This window comes from Polaromonas sp. P1_F2 (genome assembly GCF_056405735.1).
In genome coordinates, this window is record NZ_JBFUBN010000005.1 from 37,910 (window position 1) to 56,047 (window position 18,138).

The 18,138-nt window shown below is 64.3% G+C and carries 18 protein-coding genes; 5 read left to right on the forward strand and 13 right to left on the reverse strand.

The window, feature by feature from the left end; translation table 11 throughout:
• Positions 1–91 precede the first annotated feature (91 nt).
• The 3 genes from AC1D0O_RS11760 to AC1D0O_RS11770 form a co-directional block, all read right to left on the reverse strand.
• Positions 92–1,069: an ABC transporter substrate-binding protein gene (locus AC1D0O_RS11760; RefSeq protein ID WP_477653712.1), complete on the reverse strand. Its 978-nt coding sequence runs from the start codon at positions 1,067–1,069 to the stop codon at positions 92–94.
• A gap of 99 nt (positions 1,070–1,168) precedes the next feature.
• Complete coding sequence (locus tag AC1D0O_RS11765; protein WP_477653713.1) at positions 1,169–2,170, reverse strand: NAD-dependent epimerase/dehydratase family protein; 1,002 nt, start codon at positions 2,168–2,170, stop codon at positions 1,169–1,171.
• A complete protein-coding gene (locus AC1D0O_RS11770; protein WP_477653714.1) occupies positions 2,167–2,934 on the reverse strand; it encodes an SDR family NAD(P)-dependent oxidoreductase in 768 nt (255 codons plus the stop codon). Before AC1D0O_RS11770 ends, AC1D0O_RS11765 begins: the two co-directional genes overlap by 4 nt.
• A 214-nt stretch (positions 2,935–3,148) precedes the next feature.
• Between AC1D0O_RS11770 and AC1D0O_RS11775 the strand changes: the two genes are divergently transcribed.
• Positions 3,149–4,369 carry a XylR family transcriptional regulator gene (locus AC1D0O_RS11775; RefSeq protein ID WP_477653715.1) on the forward strand — a complete coding sequence of 407 codons (1,221 nt, stop codon included), beginning with the start codon at positions 3,149–3,151 and terminating at the stop codon, positions 4,367–4,369.
• A gap of 80 nt (positions 4,370–4,449) precedes the next feature.
• On the opposite strand, the gene AC1D0O_RS11780 is transcribed toward AC1D0O_RS11775, so the two are convergent.
• From AC1D0O_RS11780 to AC1D0O_RS11800, 5 genes are read right to left on the reverse strand one after another with little or no spacing between them, the layout of a single operon-like run.
• Positions 4,450–5,154 (reverse strand): hypothetical protein, encoded by a 705-nt coding sequence (locus tag AC1D0O_RS11780; protein ID WP_477653716.1) that lies wholly within the window; start codon positions 5,152–5,154, stop codon positions 4,450–4,452.
• 1 nt (position 5,155) lies between these two features.
• Positions 5,156–6,433 carry a TRAP transporter large permease gene (locus AC1D0O_RS11785; RefSeq protein WP_477653717.1) on the reverse strand — a complete coding sequence of 426 codons (1,278 nt, stop codon included), beginning with the start codon at positions 6,431–6,433 and terminating at the stop codon, positions 5,156–5,158.
• Positions 6,430–7,002 carry a TRAP transporter small permease gene (locus AC1D0O_RS11790; RefSeq protein WP_477653718.1) on the reverse strand — a complete coding sequence of 191 codons (573 nt, stop codon included), beginning with the start codon at positions 7,000–7,002 and terminating at the stop codon, positions 6,430–6,432. Before AC1D0O_RS11790 ends, AC1D0O_RS11785 begins: the two co-directional genes overlap by 4 nt.
• A gap of 1 nt (position 7,003) precedes the next feature.
• On the reverse strand, positions 7,004–7,462 hold the full coding sequence (locus tag AC1D0O_RS11795) for a type II 3-dehydroquinate dehydratase (RefSeq protein ID WP_477653719.1): 459 nt from the start codon (positions 7,460–7,462) through the stop codon (positions 7,004–7,006).
• 5 nt (positions 7,463–7,467) lie between these two features.
• A complete protein-coding gene (locus AC1D0O_RS11800) occupies positions 7,468–8,499 on the reverse strand; it encodes a TRAP transporter substrate-binding protein (protein ID WP_477653720.1) in 1,032 nt (343 codons plus the stop codon).
• A 206-nt stretch (positions 8,500–8,705) separates the two neighbouring features.
• On the opposite strand from AC1D0O_RS11800, the gene AC1D0O_RS11805 reads away from it, so the two are divergent.
• Genes AC1D0O_RS11805 through AC1D0O_RS11820 form a run of 4 tightly spaced genes read left to right on the forward strand, consistent with a single transcriptional unit; the run spans position 8,706 to position 11,165 of the window.
• Entirely contained in the window at positions 8,706–9,485 is a 780-nt protein-coding gene (locus tag AC1D0O_RS11805; protein ID WP_477653721.1) for an IclR family transcriptional regulator, read from the forward strand.
• Positions 9,486–9,512: 27 nt separating this feature from the next.
• Complete coding sequence (locus tag AC1D0O_RS11810; protein ID WP_477653722.1) at positions 9,513–9,866, forward strand: hypothetical protein; 354 nt, start codon at positions 9,513–9,515, stop codon at positions 9,864–9,866.
• A gap of 56 nt (positions 9,867–9,922) precedes the next feature.
• Positions 9,923–10,459, forward strand: coding sequence for a hypothetical protein (locus AC1D0O_RS11815; RefSeq protein ID WP_477653723.1), 537 nt, complete (start codon positions 9,923–9,925; stop codon positions 10,457–10,459).
• Positions 10,446–11,165 (forward strand): nucleotidyl transferase AbiEii/AbiGii toxin family protein, encoded by a 720-nt coding sequence (locus AC1D0O_RS11820; RefSeq protein WP_477653724.1) that lies wholly within the window; start codon positions 10,446–10,448, stop codon positions 11,163–11,165. Before AC1D0O_RS11815 ends, AC1D0O_RS11820 begins: the two co-directional genes overlap by 14 nt.
• Here AC1D0O_RS11820 and AC1D0O_RS11825 read toward each other — a convergent pair.
• The 5 genes from AC1D0O_RS11825 to AC1D0O_RS11845 all read right to left on the reverse strand — a co-directional run bounded on the left by AC1D0O_RS11825 (position 11,162) and on the right by AC1D0O_RS11845 (position 18,125).
• A complete protein-coding gene (locus tag AC1D0O_RS11825; protein WP_477653725.1) occupies positions 11,162–13,582 on the reverse strand; it encodes a glycoside hydrolase family 31 protein in 2,421 nt (806 codons plus the stop codon). The two genes, AC1D0O_RS11820 and AC1D0O_RS11825, sit on opposite strands and share 4 nt — an antisense overlap.
• A 43-nt stretch (positions 13,583–13,625) precedes the next feature.
• On the reverse strand, positions 13,626–14,627 hold the full coding sequence (locus tag AC1D0O_RS11830) for an ABC transporter ATP-binding protein (RefSeq protein WP_477653726.1): 1,002 nt from the start codon (positions 14,625–14,627) through the stop codon (positions 13,626–13,628).
• Positions 14,628–14,642: 15 nt separating this feature from the next.
• Complete coding sequence (locus AC1D0O_RS11835; protein ID WP_477653727.1) at positions 14,643–15,698, reverse strand: carbohydrate ABC transporter permease; 1,056 nt, start codon at positions 15,696–15,698, stop codon at positions 14,643–14,645.
• A gap of 10 nt (positions 15,699–15,708) precedes the next feature.
• Complete coding sequence (locus AC1D0O_RS11840; protein ID WP_477653728.1) at positions 15,709–16,698, reverse strand: carbohydrate ABC transporter permease; 990 nt, start codon at positions 16,696–16,698, stop codon at positions 15,709–15,711.
• Positions 16,699–16,835: 137 nt separating this feature from the next.
• The gene (locus AC1D0O_RS11845) at positions 16,836–18,125 is read right to left on the reverse strand and encodes an ABC transporter substrate-binding protein (RefSeq protein ID WP_477653729.1); all 1,290 of its coding nucleotides are present in this window, start codon (positions 18,123–18,125) and stop codon (positions 16,836–16,838) included.
• Positions 18,126–18,138: the final 13 nt, after the last annotated feature.

The following is an 18,138-nucleotide window of genomic DNA, read 5'->3' on the forward strand; positions in this document are numbered from 1 at the left end:
GGTCGTAATGGGCCGCGGCTTCCAGGCCAGCCGCTTTCCTGTCACCCTACGAATGCAAAACCATTTCGCTGGTCTTTCGCCAGCTCTTTCGTTAGTACTTGCGGTTGGGGAACTCCTTGGCCGCGACTTCAGCCGGGAATACACCTTCGATCGTCTTGATCCAGCGCGGCAGCGGCTGGCCGGCGGCGGCCTTCGCCGACGCCTCCATCAGCTGCGGACCCAGAAGCGGATTGCACTCCACGCTCACGTTCATCTTGCCCGCCACCATGGCCTCGAAAGCGCCCTTCACGGCGTCGACGCCGATGACGAGGATGTCCTTGCCGGGCTTGAGGCCCGCCTCCTCGATGGCCTGGATCGCGCCTATGGCCATGTCGTCGTTGTGCGCGTAAAGCACATTGATCTTTTTGCCCTCGGCCTTCAGGAAGGCCTCCATCACTTCCTTGCCTTTGGCGCGCGTGAAGTCGCCGGTCTGGGAGCGGATGACCTTGTAGCGCGAGTTCCCCTTGAGGACTTCGTCGAATCCTTTCTTGCGGTCGATCGCGGGATCGGAGCCGACCGTTCCCTGGAGCTCGACGATGTTGACGGGCCCGGTGGTGCTCTTCGTGTTGTCCAGAAGCCATTGCGCCGCCCGGCGGCCTTCCTCGACGAAGTCGGAGCCGATGAAGGTGGTCCAGGTGGACGGGTCTTTCACCACCACGTTGCGGCTCTCCAGGATCACGGGGATCTTCGCGGCCTTGGCCTCCTTGAGCACGGTGTCCCAGCCTGTCGTGACGAGCGGCGCGAGAATGATGACGTCCACTTTCTGGGTGATGAAGGAGCGGATCGCCTTGATCTGGTTCTCCTGCTTCTGCTGCGCGTCGGAAAACTTCAATTCGTAGCCGGCCGCCTTGGCCGCGGTTTTGACCGAGTCGGTATTGGCGGTGCGCCATTCGCTCTCGGCGCCCGTCTGGGCAAAGCCGATCACCAGTTTTTTGCCTGCGGCCTGGGCCCGGGCAAACGGGCTCCACGCCAGCGCGAGGCCGGCGCCGGCCAGGGCTGCCGTGAATGTGCGTCGCTTAAGAAGTCTCATGTTCTGTCTCCTGATGTTGGTTTGGTCGAAGCGCGCCGGCACCCGATCTTTCTGCTTTCCCTGCTCCTTCCGGTGCGGCAACGGGCGGAGCAAGTGTTCCTATCCGGGATACCAGATGACTCGCGGCTCCTCGGCGGAGCGCTGGTAGGTCCACGCGGCCTCCACCAGCCGCGCCATGTCGTAGCGCGGGCGCCAGCCCAGGAGAAATTTCGCCTTGCTGTTGTCCAGCCAGGTCGAGTGGTAGGGGGTGGGCACGGGAACCAGCGGCGTTCCGCGCGTGCGCGCCAGGTAGTCGCCCAGCGCGCCGTAATCGACGGGCTCGTCCATGCAGACATTCATGCGCTGGTGCCTGGCCTGCGGCTCATCAAGCGCCAGCAGGATCGCCTCCACCAGGTCGTCCACGTGCACGAAGTTGCGCTTCACCGGCTTGCCTTGCGGATCCAGCATCACCGGGACGGCCGAGGAAGCCGCGTATTCGCGCGCCCTCGCCGCCCCCACCAATTCGTGCCAGCGGGGACCGCCGAAGACGTCGTCGCCGAAGGACAGGGTATAGCGGAAATCGTCTTTTTCCATGATCCAGGGCGCGCGCAGGCAGCAGCCGTTGAGCCCGTACTGGATCTGGTATTGCTCCAGCATCACCTCCTCGAGCACCTTGGACAGGGCATAACATCCCGGGTAGGCGCTGTGCGGCTGGCTCTCGACGACGGGAACGGCATGCGGGTAATAGAAGTGGCCCACCGCGGCATCCCCGCCCACCAGCAGGAACTGCCGGAATGTGCTGCTGGCGCGGCATTCCTCGAGCAGCCAGAACATGCCCTTGACCGCCACGTCCATCACATCGTCCGGGGTCTCCTTGCTGGTCGCCAGGTGCAGCACGTGCGTCGCGCCTTCCACCGCGCGGAGGACGTCGTCCCTATGCTGGACGGAGCCCCGCACCGATTCGACCCGGGGATGCGGAGGCAAGGTCCGCTTGTGGCACAGCGCGCGAAGCCGGAACCGGTCGTAGCGCGCATCGCCCAGCAGGCGGGCTATGAAGGCCCGCCCGACTTTGCCGGTCGCGCCCGTCACCAGGATGAGATCGCGCGCCGCCGGAGCGTTCATGTCCAGCCACCGTCGACGACCAAATCCTGTGCGGTCATCATGCTGCTGTCATCGGAGGCGAGAAAAAGCACGGCGCGCGCGAGGTCCCCGGGCGCCAGTTCGCCGGGCAGGCACTGCGCTTTCGCCAGTTCGATCTTCGCTTGCGGCGTCACCCACAGCCGGACCTGCTTTTCGGTCATGACCCATCCCGGGACCACCGTGTTGACGCGGATGCGATGCGGACCGAAGTCGCGCGCAAGGCTTCGGGTGAGTCCTTGGGCCGCGGCCTTGCAGGTGGTGTACACAGGCATCCCGCCCGTCTTGACCATCCAGCTCACCGAGCCGAAATTGATGATGGAACCCCCGCCCAGGGCTTTCATGTCCTTGAAAACCTCCTGCGCGGCGAAAAAGTAGTGCTTGAGGTTTACCGCCACGCCGGCATCCCATGACTCGGGCGTGGTTTCTTCAATCAGATGGCGCTGGTCATTCGCCGCGTTGTTCACCAGCACCTGGATGGGACCTATGCGCTGGCGGAGCGCGCCTATGGCGCCGCGCAGGCGGGGGATGTCCGTCACATCACATTCCTCGAAATGCACGCCGCGCAGCCCTTCACCTTCGAGCCTGGCCAGCAAAGCCAGGGCGCCTTCCGTGTCGATGTCGACAAACCCCACCCGGGCGCCTTGCGCGGCGAAATGCTCCACGAGGGAAGCGCCTATCCCCGTGGCGCCGCCGGAGATGAGCACGCTCTTGCCGTTGAGACTCGGGTAGCGGGTTGGCTCAGTCATCGATTTCCTCGTTGGTTTCCTGGAAGCCGTTTTCCGTTTCGCGCACAGGGAGGGCGCGCCTTTACGCGATGGGAGGAGTGCCCCCACCGCGATAAGCAGAGTGGCGATGCTAGCGGTTGCGCCTGCGCGGCGGCTTGCGAAATTGCCGAGTGCGGCTTACGAAATTTCTTTCTGCATCGCAGCAATTGGCGCGATGTGCCAAGATCGGCCCTCCATGACAAAAAGCCCGACCCCGCGCCGGCCCGGCCGGACAAACGGCCCCGCGGTCCTGCGCGTGGCCCTGTTGTTCCATGCCAGCAAGGTCTACGACCGCGAGATCCTTATCGGCATCGGTGACTATGTGAAACAGACGCGGGTTGCCTGGGACCTGTTCCTGGAGGAGGACTTCCGCTTCCGCCTGGACGGCATCCACGAGTGGGAGGGCGACGGCATCATCGCGGACTACGACGACCCCGCCGTCGCGCGGGCGCTCACGGGCGCCCATGTCCCGGTGATCGCCATCGGCGGCTCGTACGAGGATCCCGCCAGCTACCCGGGCCAGGTCCCCTACGTGGCCACGGACAACCAGCTGCTGGTCGCGCGCGCGCTCGAGCACCTGGTGGAAGCCGGCATGACGCGATTCGCGTGCTACAGCCTTCCGGAATCCCCGCTCAACCGCTGGGCCCAGGAGCGCGAGAGGGCCTTCTCGGCATGGCTGCTGCGCAACGGCGCCTCGGGCGAGATCCACCGCGGCCTGGCCACCAGCGCGCCCACCTGGGGGAGCGCCACCAAGAAGCTGATCGCCTGGCTGGACAGCCTGCCCAAGCCGATCGGCATCGTCGCCGTCACCGACGCGCGCGCGCGCCAGCTGCTGCAGGCCTGCATCGTCGCCGACATCGCCGTGCCCGATGAAGTGGCGATCATCGGCATCGACAACGATACGCTGGGGCAGCACCTCACCCGCATCGAGCTCAGCTCCGTGAGCCAGGGTACGGCCGAAATGGGCCGCCGGGCGGCCCAGCTGCTGCACCAGGCGCTGAGCGGCTCGCCGGTTCGCGGCACCCGCGTGGTGGTCCCGCCGGCCGGTGTCCAGAGCCGGGCGTCGACAGCGCGCGACGTCAAGCACAGCCCGGCGGTGATGCGGGGGCTCTATTACATACGCCAGTACGCCTGCCAGGGCATCAAGACCGAGCAGGTGGCCGAGATGATGGGCATGTCGCGCTCGTCGCTGGAGATGTATTTCCGCCGCGACCTCAAGCGTTCCGTGCACGACGAGATCCTGCAGCGCAAGCTGGAGCACTGCTTCGAGCTGCTTGCCCATACCGACACCGGCATCGCGGAAATTGCGCAGGCCTCGGGCTTCCGCTCGGTGCAATACCTGAACGCCGTTTTCCGGCGCGAGGTGGGGGCTACGCCGGTGGCGTGGCGCGAGGCCAAACGTGTTGAGCCGCGCTGAAACCTCAATTCGCGCGCCGGCAGCCACATTCACCCGGTATACCCCGCCATGCGCGGCAGCCCCAGCACCTTGACGGGGACTTACGCTGCCCCGCCCTGCGCGGCAGGATGCAAGTCGTGCTTCCCCAGTGAATAAGAAAGCGCGTAGATGTCATGTGCCATGGCCGCAATGGCGCCTGCCGCCCGGAGACACTGCGGCGACAGTTCGTTGGCCAGGGCGTGTTGCAGGGTCTCGGTCTCATACGACGACAACAAGACAATCCAGTCGGCGGCGGCATCCCCGCCGCGGATTTTTTGTTCTTGCGTCATGGCTGCCTCCGGCGTTCGGGTTTGCAGCAGGTGCGCCCCGACGATGGCCCCGCTTTCTGCCTCCCACGCCAACAGCTTTTCCAGCCAGGCCAGCAAAGGCCCTGCCTGGCCATCCGCAGGTGACAGGCGAATCGTCGCCATTGCCCGGCCCAGTCCGGCACCGAAACTGCTGAGCAGCTTGCACTGGCTGCGCACCATGTGCAGGTGGTGCGGCATCATCTTCGCCGACCATGGCGACGGATTATTCAGGCTCTGCAGGTATCCTGAAGAGGTGAGGGTTTCATACGATGCCAGCTCGTACATCACAAAAAATCCCGTTCCTCCGTCAATGTTTGACCAGCGTGAGCCGCGCAGAAAGCCTTCAATGCCCATACGCTCCGGAAAGTGTTCGCGGGAGTGCCACTCCTGAAACTCCTCGCGTTGCGCGGGCAGGATGTCCCACCACATGGCGACTGCAGCCTTGCCTAAAAGTGCCATGTCAGTAGAACCAGCCTGCCGGGACCGTGACCAGCTTGGGGAACACCACCATCAGGAACATCACCGCAAACTCGGCGATCATGAACGGGATGACACCCTTGGTGACGTCGTCCATGCTGATCTTGCCGACACCCGCCACCACGTTGAGCACCGTGCCCACCGGCGGCGTCACCAGCCCGATCGAGTTGTTGATGATGAACAGCACGCCGAAGTAGACCGGATCGATGCCTGCGGCCTTGACCACGGGCATCAGCACCGGCGTCAGGATCAGGATGGTGGGCGTCATGTCCATCGCCGTGCCGACGACCATGACCAGCACCATGATGGCGGCCATCAGCAAGATCGGGCTGTCCATGAAAGGCTTGAGCAGGCCCACCACCATTCCCGGCAGGTTGGCCACCGTGATCAGCCAGGCGCTGACCATGGCCGCGGCGATCAGGAACATCACGATGGCGCTGGTCTTGGCCGAGGCGACGAACACGCCGTAGAGTTGCGGGAGCTTGAGTTCGCGGTAGATGACGATAGAGACGAACAGGGCGTAGACGGCGGCCACCACGGCCGCCTCGGTGGGCGTGAACACGCCCATGCGCAGGCCGACCAGGATGATGACCGGCAGGACCAGCGCCCAGGTGGCGTCCTTGAAGGCCTTCATGATTTCGGGGGCCGATTTGCGCGGCGGTGGGACGATCTTCTCGCTGCGCACCAGCCAGGCCCAGGTGACCCACAGCGCGCCGCCGATCAGCAGGCCCGGCACAACGGCCGCGAAGAAGAGCTTGGAGATCGACACGTTGGCCGCCACGCCGAAGATCACCAGCCCGATGCTGGGCGGGATCACCGGGCCGATCACCCCGACGGCGGCGATCAGGCCGCCAGCGCGCGCCTTCTCGTGCCCTGCCTTGACCATCATCGGCAGCAGCAAGGCGGTGAGCGCGGCGGCGTCGGCCACAGCCGAGCCCGACAGCGCCGACAGCAGGCAGCCGGCCATGATGGTCACATAGCCCAGCCCGCCTTTGACGTGGCCGACCAGCGCCAGCGCCAGGTTGACGATGCGGCGCGACAGGCCGCCGACGTTCATGATTTCGCCGGCCAGCATGAAGAAGGGCACGGCCAGCAACGGGAAGCTGTCGGCGCCGCCGACCAGGTTTTGCGCCAGGATCTGGGCATCGAACAGCTGCAGGTGCCACATCAGGGCGACACCGCTGGCCAGCAGCGCAAACGCGATGGGAATGCCCAGCGCCATGGCGGCCAGCAGCGAGCCGATGAAAATGAGGATGGTCATGGCCGTGCTCCCACGGAGTTGTCGGGCTGGCGCGCATCGCCCAGCACCTGCTTGAGCTGCACGGCCTCTTCCGACTCCTGCACCATGACCAGTTCATCCTCCAACAGCTGGCCGGTGATGACCTTCCACAAATCCAGCAGCAGCAGGCCGCACGCCAGCACGCCGAACACGAGACCCGAGAGGTAGACGATGGACATGGACCAGCCGGTCGTCGGCGCCGTAACATCCCAGTTGATCTTGACCTGTTCCCAGCTGCCCATGGCCAGCAGCACCACGATGAAGATCATCAGCGCGTGCCCGACGATGAGGCAGATCTTTTTGCCGATGACCGGCAGCCGCCCCACCACCATGTCGATGCCGAGGTGGCCGTGTTCACGCAGGGCGACCAGCGCGCCGAGAAAGGTGCCCCAGATGAAGAGCCAGCGCGAAAGCTCTTCGGACACCGTGATGCCCGAGTTGAAGCCGTAGCGCAACACGACGTTGCCGAACACCAGCACGACCATGATGGCCAGGCCGAGGGCGATGAGGAACTCGATGCCTTTGCAGGCCTTGTCGACGAACTTGTCCATGTCAGTTTTGCGCGGCAAGGGCCTGCGCTTCGCGCGCGATGTCAGTCACGACCCGAAGGCCCTGCAGGTAGGAGCGCGGACCGAAGCCCTGGATCGTGCCCTTCACGGCCGGCGAGATGATCGAGTGGTGGCGCCAGGGCTCACGTGTCGCGAGGTTCGACATGTGCACCTCGACCACCGGGAAGGGCATGGCCTTGATCGCGTCATGCAGCGGCACGCCATGCTGCGTTAAGCCAGCGGGGTTGACCAGCGCGCCCTGCGCCATGTCGATGTGCTGGTGCAGGAAATCAATCAACGCCCCTTCGTGGTTCGACTGGATGGTTTCGAGCGTCACGCCCAGCTCTCCGGCCAGTTGTGCCAGCATGGCGTCGATCTGCGCGAGCGTCGTGGTGCCGTAGATGTGGGGTTCGCGGCGGCCGAACAGGTTCAGGTTCGGCCCGTGGAGGACAAGTATTTTCATGGCAGTCAGAACTTCGACACCCGTTCCAGCTCGGACTTGAACAGGGTCACGACGGCCGGGTCATAAGCGGCGGAGAACTTTTCGTAGACGGGACGCACTTCGGCGCGCATCTTGGCCAGCTCGGCGGGCGGCACGTCGTTGTAGAGCATGCCCTTGGCCGTGAGCTCGCCCAGGGCCTTGGCCGAGACTTCACGGCTGACCACGCGCTGCCAGTTTTGGGCTTCGATAGCTGCGTCCTGCAGGATCTTGTGCTCCGTCGCCGAGAGCTTGTCCCAGAAGCGCTTGCTGATCTGGATCGGGTTGGTGGCATAGACGTGGTTGGTGCCGCTCACGTACTTCTGCACTTCATAGAACTTGCTCGAGGCGATCACCGCGAAGGGGTTTTCCTGGCCATCGACTGCCTTGCTTTCGAGCGCGCCGTACAGCTCGGCAAAGGGCATGGGCACCGGGTTGGCCTTGAAGGTCTTGAAGGTTTCCAGGAACACCGGGTTCGGGATCACGCGCAGCTTCAGGCCTTCCAGGTCGGCGCCCTTCATGATGGGCCGCTTGCTGTTGGTGACGTTGCGAAAGCCCAGGTCGAAAAAGCCCAGCACGATCACGCCCTTTTCAGGCAGTTTGGCGGTGAGCATCTTGCCCAGGGGGCCGTCGACCAGCGCGTCAGCCTGTTTCGCATTGGCGAAGAGGAAGGGAAAGTCGAGCAGGCCGAATTCCTTGACGATGCCGTTCAGCGACGTCGTCGAGGCCACCAGCATTTCCTGCACGCCGCCCTGCAGTGCGGATTGCTGCTGCAACTCGTTGCCGAGTTGGGAAGCCGCGAATTCCTGCACCTTGATCTTGCCGCCGCTCTTGGCGGCGACGATCTCGGCGAACTTGCGCACGCCCAGGCTGGTCGGGTGGTCGGGGTTGTTCAGGTGGCCGAACTTGATGGTGCGTTCCTGGATGTCCTGGGCCATGGCGGCGGTCGAGAGGCCCAACAGGGCGGCTGCGGCCAGGGCGAGGGTGCGGCGTGTGAAACGGATAGAGGGCATCGACGTCATGGAAGGGTCCTTTTGTCTCGGATTTGAATAGGGGAAAGTGAGCAAGCGGGCAGCGCCGATACACGCGCCACCATCAGGGCAGGCTGGATCATCAATCAATGTGGAAAGTCTTTCCATAATGGAAAACCATTATCATTCCGTGATTGGCCCGGCCGCAAGGCGTGGCCAAATGGCGCCATGCCCTTGCCTCAAAACGTCATTTCTCTATGAGCACCCTTCTCGAACGAAGCTTCAAAACCCTGGAGCATCTGGCCTTGCACCCCGAGGGGCAAACCGTCTCCATGCTTGCCGCCACGCTGGACATGCCGCTCAGCGCCACCCACCGCCTGCTGGCCGAGCTGTGCCGCTGCGGTTATGTGCGCCAGGTGCGCGAGCAGGGCGAATACGTTTTGACCATCAAGCTCGTGTCGCTAGGCCTGGGCTTTTTGAGCGCGTCGGGCGTGGTCGACGTGGCACAGCCGCTGCTCGACAGCCTGGCCGAAGAGTCGGGCGAGCTGGTGCGGCTTGCCGTGGTCGACGGTGACGACCTCACCTTTGTCGCCAAGGCTCAGGGCGCGCGTCGCGGCCTGCGTTATGACCCCGACATGGGCCTGTCGGTGCGCCTCTCGTGCAGCTCCGCCGGCCACGCCTGGCTATCGACCATGAGCGACGAAGAAGCCATGCGCCTCGTTGCCAGGCAGGGCTTTGGCTTGCCGAAAGACTTCGGCCCCAAGGCCCCCACCACCGTCAAGGCGCTGCTGGCTTATGTGCAGGCAGCACGCAAGCGTGGCTTCAGCATGATCAACGAAGTGTTTGCACCGCAGATGACGGCCATGGCCGCACCGGTGATGTCACCCACGGGCGCGATAGGCGTGGTCACCATCGCCGGCCCGCTGGTGCGCCTGACTGAGGCGCGCATGGAGGAGTTGTCGGAAGCTTTGCTCGCCACGGCCGAAGAGATTCGCGCGGCGAGCGGTGCGTCAGCCATGTTCAAGAAGCGGGCCTGAGCCGGCGAAGGCGAGCAGCTCAGCCTGATGCGCAAAACCCTGATTTCCACCATCGCCGCGTTCTTCGCCGGTTCGGCCCTGCTGGCTTTCTGGGTCAAGCTCGAACACAGGCCCGCGGAGGCCATCGCAGCGACCCACGCGTACATCGAAGGCGTGGACACTGACGCCGGCTGGAAAGACCGCTTGCGCCGCTGCGTCCAACCGACCGGGTTTACGCCATTCCAGACCAACGGCAACCGCCTTCGCCGCCTGGCCGGCAGCCTGGATCCGGACCCGGCGGAGGTCAGCGTGGATTTTTTCGATTGTTCCGTTCGCTTTTATCTGCGCAAGCAGAAGTCGGGCTCCTGGCTGGTCTACAAGGTCCGGAGCCACGCGGGCTAGCGGCAGCGCCAGAGGGAGAATTGACTTTTAAGTCAATTTATCCTACCCTCTCCCGGATGGACAAAGCCATTCACCAATCGCTATTGGAAGCCGTGCTGGCTGCCGCCAGAAAGGTTGGCATGGACCAGTCAAAACTGGCTGAGGTCGCGGGCCTGGCACCGGAGACTTTGTCCAGGTCAAAAAAAAGAAGGTCGATGGAGGTCCAGACGCTAGCGGCACTCGCGCAGGCAGCAGGCCTGGAATTGGCCATCCAGCAGAAGAAACCACGGGCGCGCGTGCAGGTTCCCGCAGCACATGCATTTCCGCCCCGAAAGGCGGAAGCACCCGCCAACCCGCCGCTCTCTGATCCGCGCTGGGGCTTGTCCTGGTCGAGCAAATCCCCGAAGCCGGAGGCGCTTGTGAGGAACGCACTGAAAAAAGGCAACTACGCGCCGGTCCTCCAGGCGGTGCTCGAATACGGAAGCCCTTTTGTCCAGGAGCAACTCCTGGCCCTCCGCGAGACAGGTGAACTCCAGGCATCCACCGATTCAGGCGAGGCGCTGGCAAGGATGCTGCGCAACATCGAAAAAGGCATCTCCCATGCTCAGGCCTGATACCGAACAACTCTGGGAGTACCTGAAGGAAAACCGTGCCTTGAGGGGATTTGTGCTGGTCGGAGGGACGGCGCTCTCCATGCATCTCGATCACCGGATCAGCGAAGACCTGGATTTCATGATCCCGCAAACCCGGCTGCCTCGCCGGCAAATCGAGGGTTTGCGCCGGATGGCGGGCGAAGCCGGTTTTCCTTTCGTGCCGAATGACAGCATTGACGGCGTCAGGGAGTTTGAAGACACGGGCATGGACTATTGGGACTACATGCAGGACTACATCGTGGCGGGCACGGTCAAACTGACATTGGTCGCCCCCGACCCCGAGGTCTCGGCCCTCCTGCTACCGGGCCTGGACGACAGGCCAAGGCTGGCAACGCTGCACGAGATTTTTAAACTCAAATGCATTGCGTGCGCCAACCGGACCAAGTCCCGTGACTGGCTGGACATGTATGTCCTGCTCACTGGAAATTACTTCAAGCCTGTCGACTTCTACGCCGCTTTTGAAGAAGCCGGCGTTCCGATGAAGTTCGACATTGCCATGCAGAGGATGTGCAAAGATTCGATCCCGGAATCGGATGAGGGATACGACACCTTGTTGCCGGATCCGCCCACCATCGCCCAGATGCAGGAATACTTCATTGGGCTTAAAGAGCGTATTGAAGAAGACGTTGCTTTACAAAAAGCTTCGGCACTGCGGCCGCCGGGCTAGAGCTTCAGGGTCAGCCGCCTCCAGGCACTTGCCTCTTCCAACTGGTCCTGCACCAACGTTGCGCCGGCAAAACTCAGCACACGCTGCTCGGCCGCCGGCAGCAACAGGGTAAGACGGCCCTGCACAGGCGGCTGGGCACCCTCGCGGGAAACCGCGAGGTGCAGGCCTTGCGCGGTGGACTCGACGCGCAGGCGCCACTGTCCATAAGCGCCGCTGCGCCAGGCCTGGCTATGGCCGTCGTCTTCAAAACAGGTCGCCTCGAAACCGCCGTCGCCCTTGAAGGGAAACAGCTGGAAGCCGCGCACATCTTCGACTTTTGCGAAATGGATTTCGCCGAGGTTCAGCGGGATGGCGCAGCCTTCGCGTGCCAGCAGCGGAGGCGCGCCGTCCAGCGGCGCCTCCAGCGTCACCGATCGGCCGGCGTCGAAGTGCCGCGCCGTGTGCACTTCGTACCAGCCCCCGGTGCCGGGCAGCCACACGGGGCGCTGCGTCTGGCCGGGCTCGACCACCGAGGCCACCAGCAGGTTGCCGCCCAGCAGCATGTCGTCGTTTTCTTCCAGGCAGCGCGCGTCTTCGGGGAAGTCGTGCCAGGTCGGCCGGATGATGGGCTCGTAGGCGCTGTGGTAGCGCCACACCAGGTCGTAGAGGTAAGGCATGAGGCGGTAGCGCAGGCGGATCAAATCGCGCACCTGGGGTGTCACCTCGGGGTACATCCAGGGTTCGTTGACGGTTTTGTCGTCGTTCCATGAGTGGATGCTGAAGCGCGGCAGGAAGATGCCGTGCTGCACCCAGCGCAGCAGCAGCTCAGGCCCCGGCGCGGGGCCTGAGAAACCACCGATGTCGTGCCCGGTATTGGACACGCCGGACATCGCCAGGCCCAGGCCCATGCGGATGTTGTAGCGCAGGGTTTCCCAGGCCGTGTAGTTGTCGCCCGACCAGGTCTGCACATAACGCTGCATGCCGGCAGCGCCGGAGCGCGACACCAGGTAGGGCCGCTCCGCGGGTGCGAACTCGGACTGCGCGGCGTGCGAGGCCTGCATCATCAACAAGGTTTGCAGCGGGCGCACCTCGCGCGCGGGGCGCGGCGCGCCGAAGCCGTGGGCCAGCGCCTTGTCGCTCCAGATTTCGTATTCGTTGTTGTCGTTCCAGGTGGCGGGGATGCCGTAGTCGAGCAACTGCTCCGTGACCTGCTTTTTCCACCACGCGATGGTGGCGGGGTTGGTGAAGTCGAGGTAGGCGCCGGTGCCGTCCCAGAACTGGATGGCGGTGGGCCGGCCGTCCGGGTCCTGCACCAGCAGGCCGGCCTGCCTGGCTTCTTCGAAGCGCGGGTGGTTGCCGAGCAGCGCGGGTTTGATGTTGGGCACCAGGCGCACGCCGCGGTCCAGGTAGCTCGTCACAAAGGCCGCGGGGTCGGGAAATTTCTCGCGGTTCCAGTTGAAGACGTAGCGGCCGGGGCCGATGGAGGTATAGCCCGAGGACAGATGGAAGGAATCGCAGGGAATGTCGTGTTCCTCGCAGCGCTCAAGAAACTCGCCCATGCATTCCTGCGCGTTGGGCGCGTCGGTGTAGCTCATGGTCGAGCCGGAATAGCCCAGCGCGTAGCGCGGCGGGAAAATGGGCCGGCCGGTAAGCCAGGTGTAGCGGCGCGTGATGGCGGCCGGGCCGTCGCCGGCGATGTAGTACAGGTCGAGGTCGCCGTGGTCGGCCACGAAGTAGCGGTAGTGGCCGTGGTAGTTGTCCATCTCGCGGCCCATGTCGAAGCTGCAGTCGGACAAGGTATCGTAGAACAGGCCGAAACACAAACCCGCATCCTGCTCGCCACCCTTGCGCGTGATGTAGAACGGGATGTGTTTGTACAGCGGGTCGGTGCTGCGCGCGCTGTAGCCCATGGGGTCCAGGTTGCACATGCGGTAGCGCTGCCCGGCGCGGTTGGCGTCGCCGGCACGCTCGCCCAGCCCGAAGTAGGCCTCGCCGCGATCGCGCTGCAGGTAGTGGTAGACCTTTTCGTCCCACCAGCCGAAGTTGTAGCTTTGCGTGGAACGGTCGGCGGCGCTGGCCTGCCAGCGGCCCTGGTGCCGGCTTTCCCAGCGGCAGAAAAAACCTCTGAGCGTCACCGTCAGGCGCACAGCGCCGGTGCTGACCTGCAACTGTTCGCCCTCTTCCTTGAGCTCGAACGCGGGCAGCGAAAAGCCGCTCACGTCGAAACGGTCGCGGCCTTCAACAGGCAGGTTTTCCAGGCCGGGCGCCACCGTCCAGCTGCGCGGCATCTGTAGCCGGCCCTGCGGCAGCACCAGCACGCGGACGATGTCTTCTTCGAGCACCCAGATGTGGGCCACGGCGGCGCCGTCGCTGGCCAGCACAAGGTGGTTGTCGTTGCGGGATTGCAGGGCGAATACGGGAGGATGGTCCAGGCGCATGGGTGGGGAGTCGAAAGGGAATGGGGTCAGCCGGGCACGGCGCTCAAAGGCGCAGGCCGTCAGCGTCGAAATAATGCAATTGCTCCGCGGGCGCGCTTACGCTAACGGTGTCGCCGCGCTTGATCGTGGTCTGGCCGTTCAGGATCAGTTCAAAAGGCGCGTCGGGCACCACCTTGCCGTGCAGGATGCTGGTGCTGCCGAGCTGCTCGACCTGGGTTACCGCCAGTTGCAGCGGACCGTCGTCCGACAGCCGCGCGTGCTCGGGCCTTATGCCCACGGTCTGGGCGCCGGGTTTGGCGCCGGGCATCTGTGCCGCCGGCACGAAGTTCATGCGCGGGCTGCCGATGAAGCCGGCCACGAACTGGTTGCAGGGCCGGTTGTACAGCTCCAGCGGCGAGCCGACCTGCTCGATGCGGCCGGCGCGCAGCACCACGATCTTGTCGGCCATGGTCATGGCCTCGACCTGGTCGTGGGTGACGTAAATCATGGTCGCGCCCAGGCGGGCGTGCAAGTCGCGGATCTCGGCGCGCATGGAGACGCGCAGCTCGGCGTCGAGGTTGGACAGCGGCTCGTCGAACAGGAACAGCTTGGGTTCGCGCACGATGGAGCGGCCTATGGCCACGCGCTGGCGCTGGCCGCCGGAAAGCTGGGTGGGCTTGCGCTGCAGCAGCGGCGTGAGCTGCAGCATGGCGGCGGCGGCGTTGACCTTGCTTTCAATCACCGGCCTGGCCACGCCCAGGTTCTCGAGGCCGAAGGCCATGTTGTCGTAGACGCTCATGTGCGGGTACAGCGCATAGGACTGGAACACCATGGAGCAGCCGCGGTGCGCGGCGCTGACCTCGTTGACGCGCTGGCCGTCGATGCGGATGTCGCCGCTGCTGGCGGGCTCCAGCCCGGAGATGATGCGCAGCAGCGTGGATTTTCCGCAGCCCGAGGGGCCGACGAAGACCACAAATTCACCGTCGGAAACGGTCAGGTCCACACCATGGATGATGGTGGCTTTGTCGAAAGTTTTGACGACGCTGGCGAGTTCAAGAGTGGCCACGGGAGAGTCCTTGGTTTATTTGACGCCGGCGCTGGCGATGCCGGTCGCGATGTATTTCTGCAGGAAGGCGAAAACCAGGGTGATCGGAATCAGGGTGATCACCGTCATCGCCAGCAGGTAGTGCCACTGCGTGTTGAGTTCGCCCTGGAAGGCATTGAGCGCCAGTTGCAGGGTGAAGTGCTCAGACTTGGACAGCACGATCAGCGGCCAGAGGAAGTCATTCCAGCGCCACATGAAGGAGAAGATGGCCAGCACCGCCATGGCGGGGGCGGCCAGCGGCAGGATGATCTTCCAGTAGATGCGCCACTCGCTGGCGTTGTCCATGCGCGCGGCCTCCAGCAGTTCGTCGGGAATGGTCAGCATGTACTGGCGCAGCAGGAACACGCCTGTGGGCGTGGCCACCGCGGGCAGGATCACGCCCCAGAGGTTGTTCAAGAGATTCAGTTCAGAGATCACCAGGAAGGCCGGCACCAGGATGATGGTGGGCGGGATCATCAGCGTGGCGATGATCAGCACGAACACCGTCTTTTGCCCGGTGAACTGGTACTTGGACAGCGCGAAGGCCGCCATCGAGTTGAACAGCAACGTGAGGATGGTGGCCACCACGGTGATGAACACGCTGTTCCACAGGTAGGTGCCGAAGGCGAACTTGCCGAACAGCTCGGTGTAGTTGCCGCCGGCGAACTTGAGTTCATTCACCGGCTTGCGGTCGTTGATGTTGACGCGTATCTCGGTCTGCGGCGCGGCGGGGTCGACCATGGTGGCGACCAGGCCGATGCGGCGCACCTGGGCCAGTTCGCGGATGTTGCCCTGCTCGTCCTTGGAACGGAACAGCGGCAGGGGCTTGTCGTAACCGGCCACCACCGCTTCCTTCTGGCTGTAGGGCAGGAAGGTCGGCGGGAACTGGCTGAGCGCGCTTTCGGTTTTGAAGGACGACATCACAAGCCACAGCACCGGCCCGAACATCACGACGAGGCCGGCCAGCAGGTAGGCGTAAGAGACCCAGTCGGTCCAATGCAGGCTGGCACCGCCGTGCTTGTGGCCCTGGGTGCGGGTAAAGAAATTGGCCATCGCTTTTTCCTTACTTCTTGATTTTTCCGGCCTCGCCGGCTTTGGACAGCCGCAGTTGCGCGAGCGTCAGGGCCATCAGGCCGGCGGCCAGGATCAGCGAGGCCGCGGCGGCCAGGCCGTAGAGGTGGATCTGCTCGGCGAAACCGGTCTGGTAGATGTACTGCACGATGAAGGTGGTGGCCGAGCCCGGGCCGCCGCCGGTGAGCACAAACACTTCGTCAAAACTCTGCACCGCGCGGATCATCACCAGCACCAGCACCACGATGAGGTTGGGCATCAGCAACGGCAGCGTGATGCGCCTGAGCACGCGCCACGGCGGCGCGGCGTCCATCTCGGCGGCTTCATACACGTCTTTCGGGATGGCCTGCAGGCCGGCCAGCAGGATCAACGTGTAAAAGCCCATGTGGGCCCAGATCGACACCACCACCACCCAGAAAAAAGCCCAGTGCCGGTCCAGCAGCCAGTCCATCGGCGAAGCGCCCATGGCGACCAGGCCGGCATTGAACACGCCCTGGCTTTGCAGCAGCCATTTCCAGATCAGCGCCACCACCACCGGCGACAGCAGCACCGGGTAGAAGAACACGCCGCGCCAGAAACCGCGGCCGATGATCTTGCGGTTCAGCACCAGGGCCGTGACCAGCGAGAAGAACACCATCAAGGCCACCTGGATCAGGCTGAACTTCACCGTGTTGGCGATGGAGCGCCAGAAGATGTCGGTGCGGCAGGTCTGCAGATCGGTGTAGTCGCGGCATTCAAGCAGGATGGCGAAGTTCTCCAGCCCGGTGAAAGGCCGCTGCGTGGGCAGCAGGTTCACCCCGCCGGTCACCGCATACACCAGGTTCACCACGATGGGCAAAAAGGTGAAGAGGCTGATCACCACCAGGTTGGGCCCGACGAACAACCAGCCTATGCGCGAGGCGCCCAGCCATTTCTGGCCCAGCCGGAACACCGGCTCGAACAGGTTGAACAAAAAGCCCAGGAAGGCTGAGAAAACCGACATAGCGACTCCGATCTACTGTCAAGGCACCACCTGTATCCCAGTCTTACGCCAGAGATGCCGCGGAACTGGCTTTGCCAGGCCGCAGGTGTCGCCCCTGCAAGGGGGAGGAGCGCACAAAGTGCGCGACTTGGGGTGTGCTACTTCTCGGCTTGCTTGACCGCTTCCGCCATGTCGGTGCCGATCTTGGTCACGGCCTCGTCCACGCTGATTTCCCCCACGATGGCCTGGGTGACCCGGGTCACGGTCGGCAGCATCAGGGCGCGGTTGTACTTGTAGCCTTGCAGTGCGTAGGCCGGCGGCGCGATGGTGGCGGTGCCGCTGGTGAACACGCCCAGCGCGGCGCGCGCCGCCGGGCCGGCGCTCGGATAGTCCACGCCTTTTTTGGCCACACCGGCATGGGCCGGGATGTTGTTGGTGCGGGAGGCGAATTCGGCGACATTGGCCTCCTGCGCCATGAAGTCCAGGAAGCGGCCCACTTCCTTCGGGGACTTGGTGGTTTTCAGCGCCACCCAGGCCGCACCGCCGGGCATGCCCGAGCAGGCGGCGGGGCCGCAGGGGTTGGGCACGGCGACCCAGTCGAAGGCGTTGCCGATTTCTTTTTGCATGCGGTTGATCTGCCAGGAACCCGACAGGATCATCACCACGCGGCCGTTCTTGAACTCGCCCACCGCATCGGCATAGCTGGATCCGCCCGAGCCGCCCCAGACGTCCTTGAGCATGGTGCCGTCCTTGTGCCAGGCGACGAACTTGCCCACGGCGGTCTTGTAGCCGGCGTCAACCGTGAGGTTGCCCTTGGCGTCGAAGATCTTCGCGCCGTAGCTGACGGCGGGACCGGCGAAGCGGTGGCCCGAACGGTCCCAGGCCATGGCGGCCGGAGTCTGCGTGGCCTTGGCCACCTTGCGCGCCGCATCGGCCCATTCTTCCCAGGTGGCCTTGGGGCCAGGCATGGGCACCTTGGCCTGCTCGAACAAGGTCTTGTTGACGAAGGGGCCGGTCATCGTCATTTGCGACAGGAAACCGTAGATGCCCTTGTCGCCCGCCTTGTTGCGCATCCAGGGCAAGGTGCTGCCGAAATTCTCTTCCCAGTACTTGCGGTCCTTCACATGGGCGCTGATGTCGATGTAGTTCTTCGACAGCCCGCCGATCTCGGCGACACGCGCGATGTCGGGGCCCTGGCCGGCCGCGAGCTGCACGGGCAGTTGTTCGACCACCGTCTTGTAGGGCACCACGTCGAGGATCACCTTGGCGCCGGCGTTCTGGGCCTCATAGCGCTTGATGAGGTCGGCCGTGACATCGCATTCATTGCCGTCCTGGTAGCACATGACGCGGATGTCGGCCAAGGCGCTGGTGGCCAGCGTGGCGACGGCGGCGCCCAGGAGGCCGGCGCGCGTGGCGTGCCTGGCGAAGGAACGAAGCTGGAAGTTCATGGTTGTCTCTTTC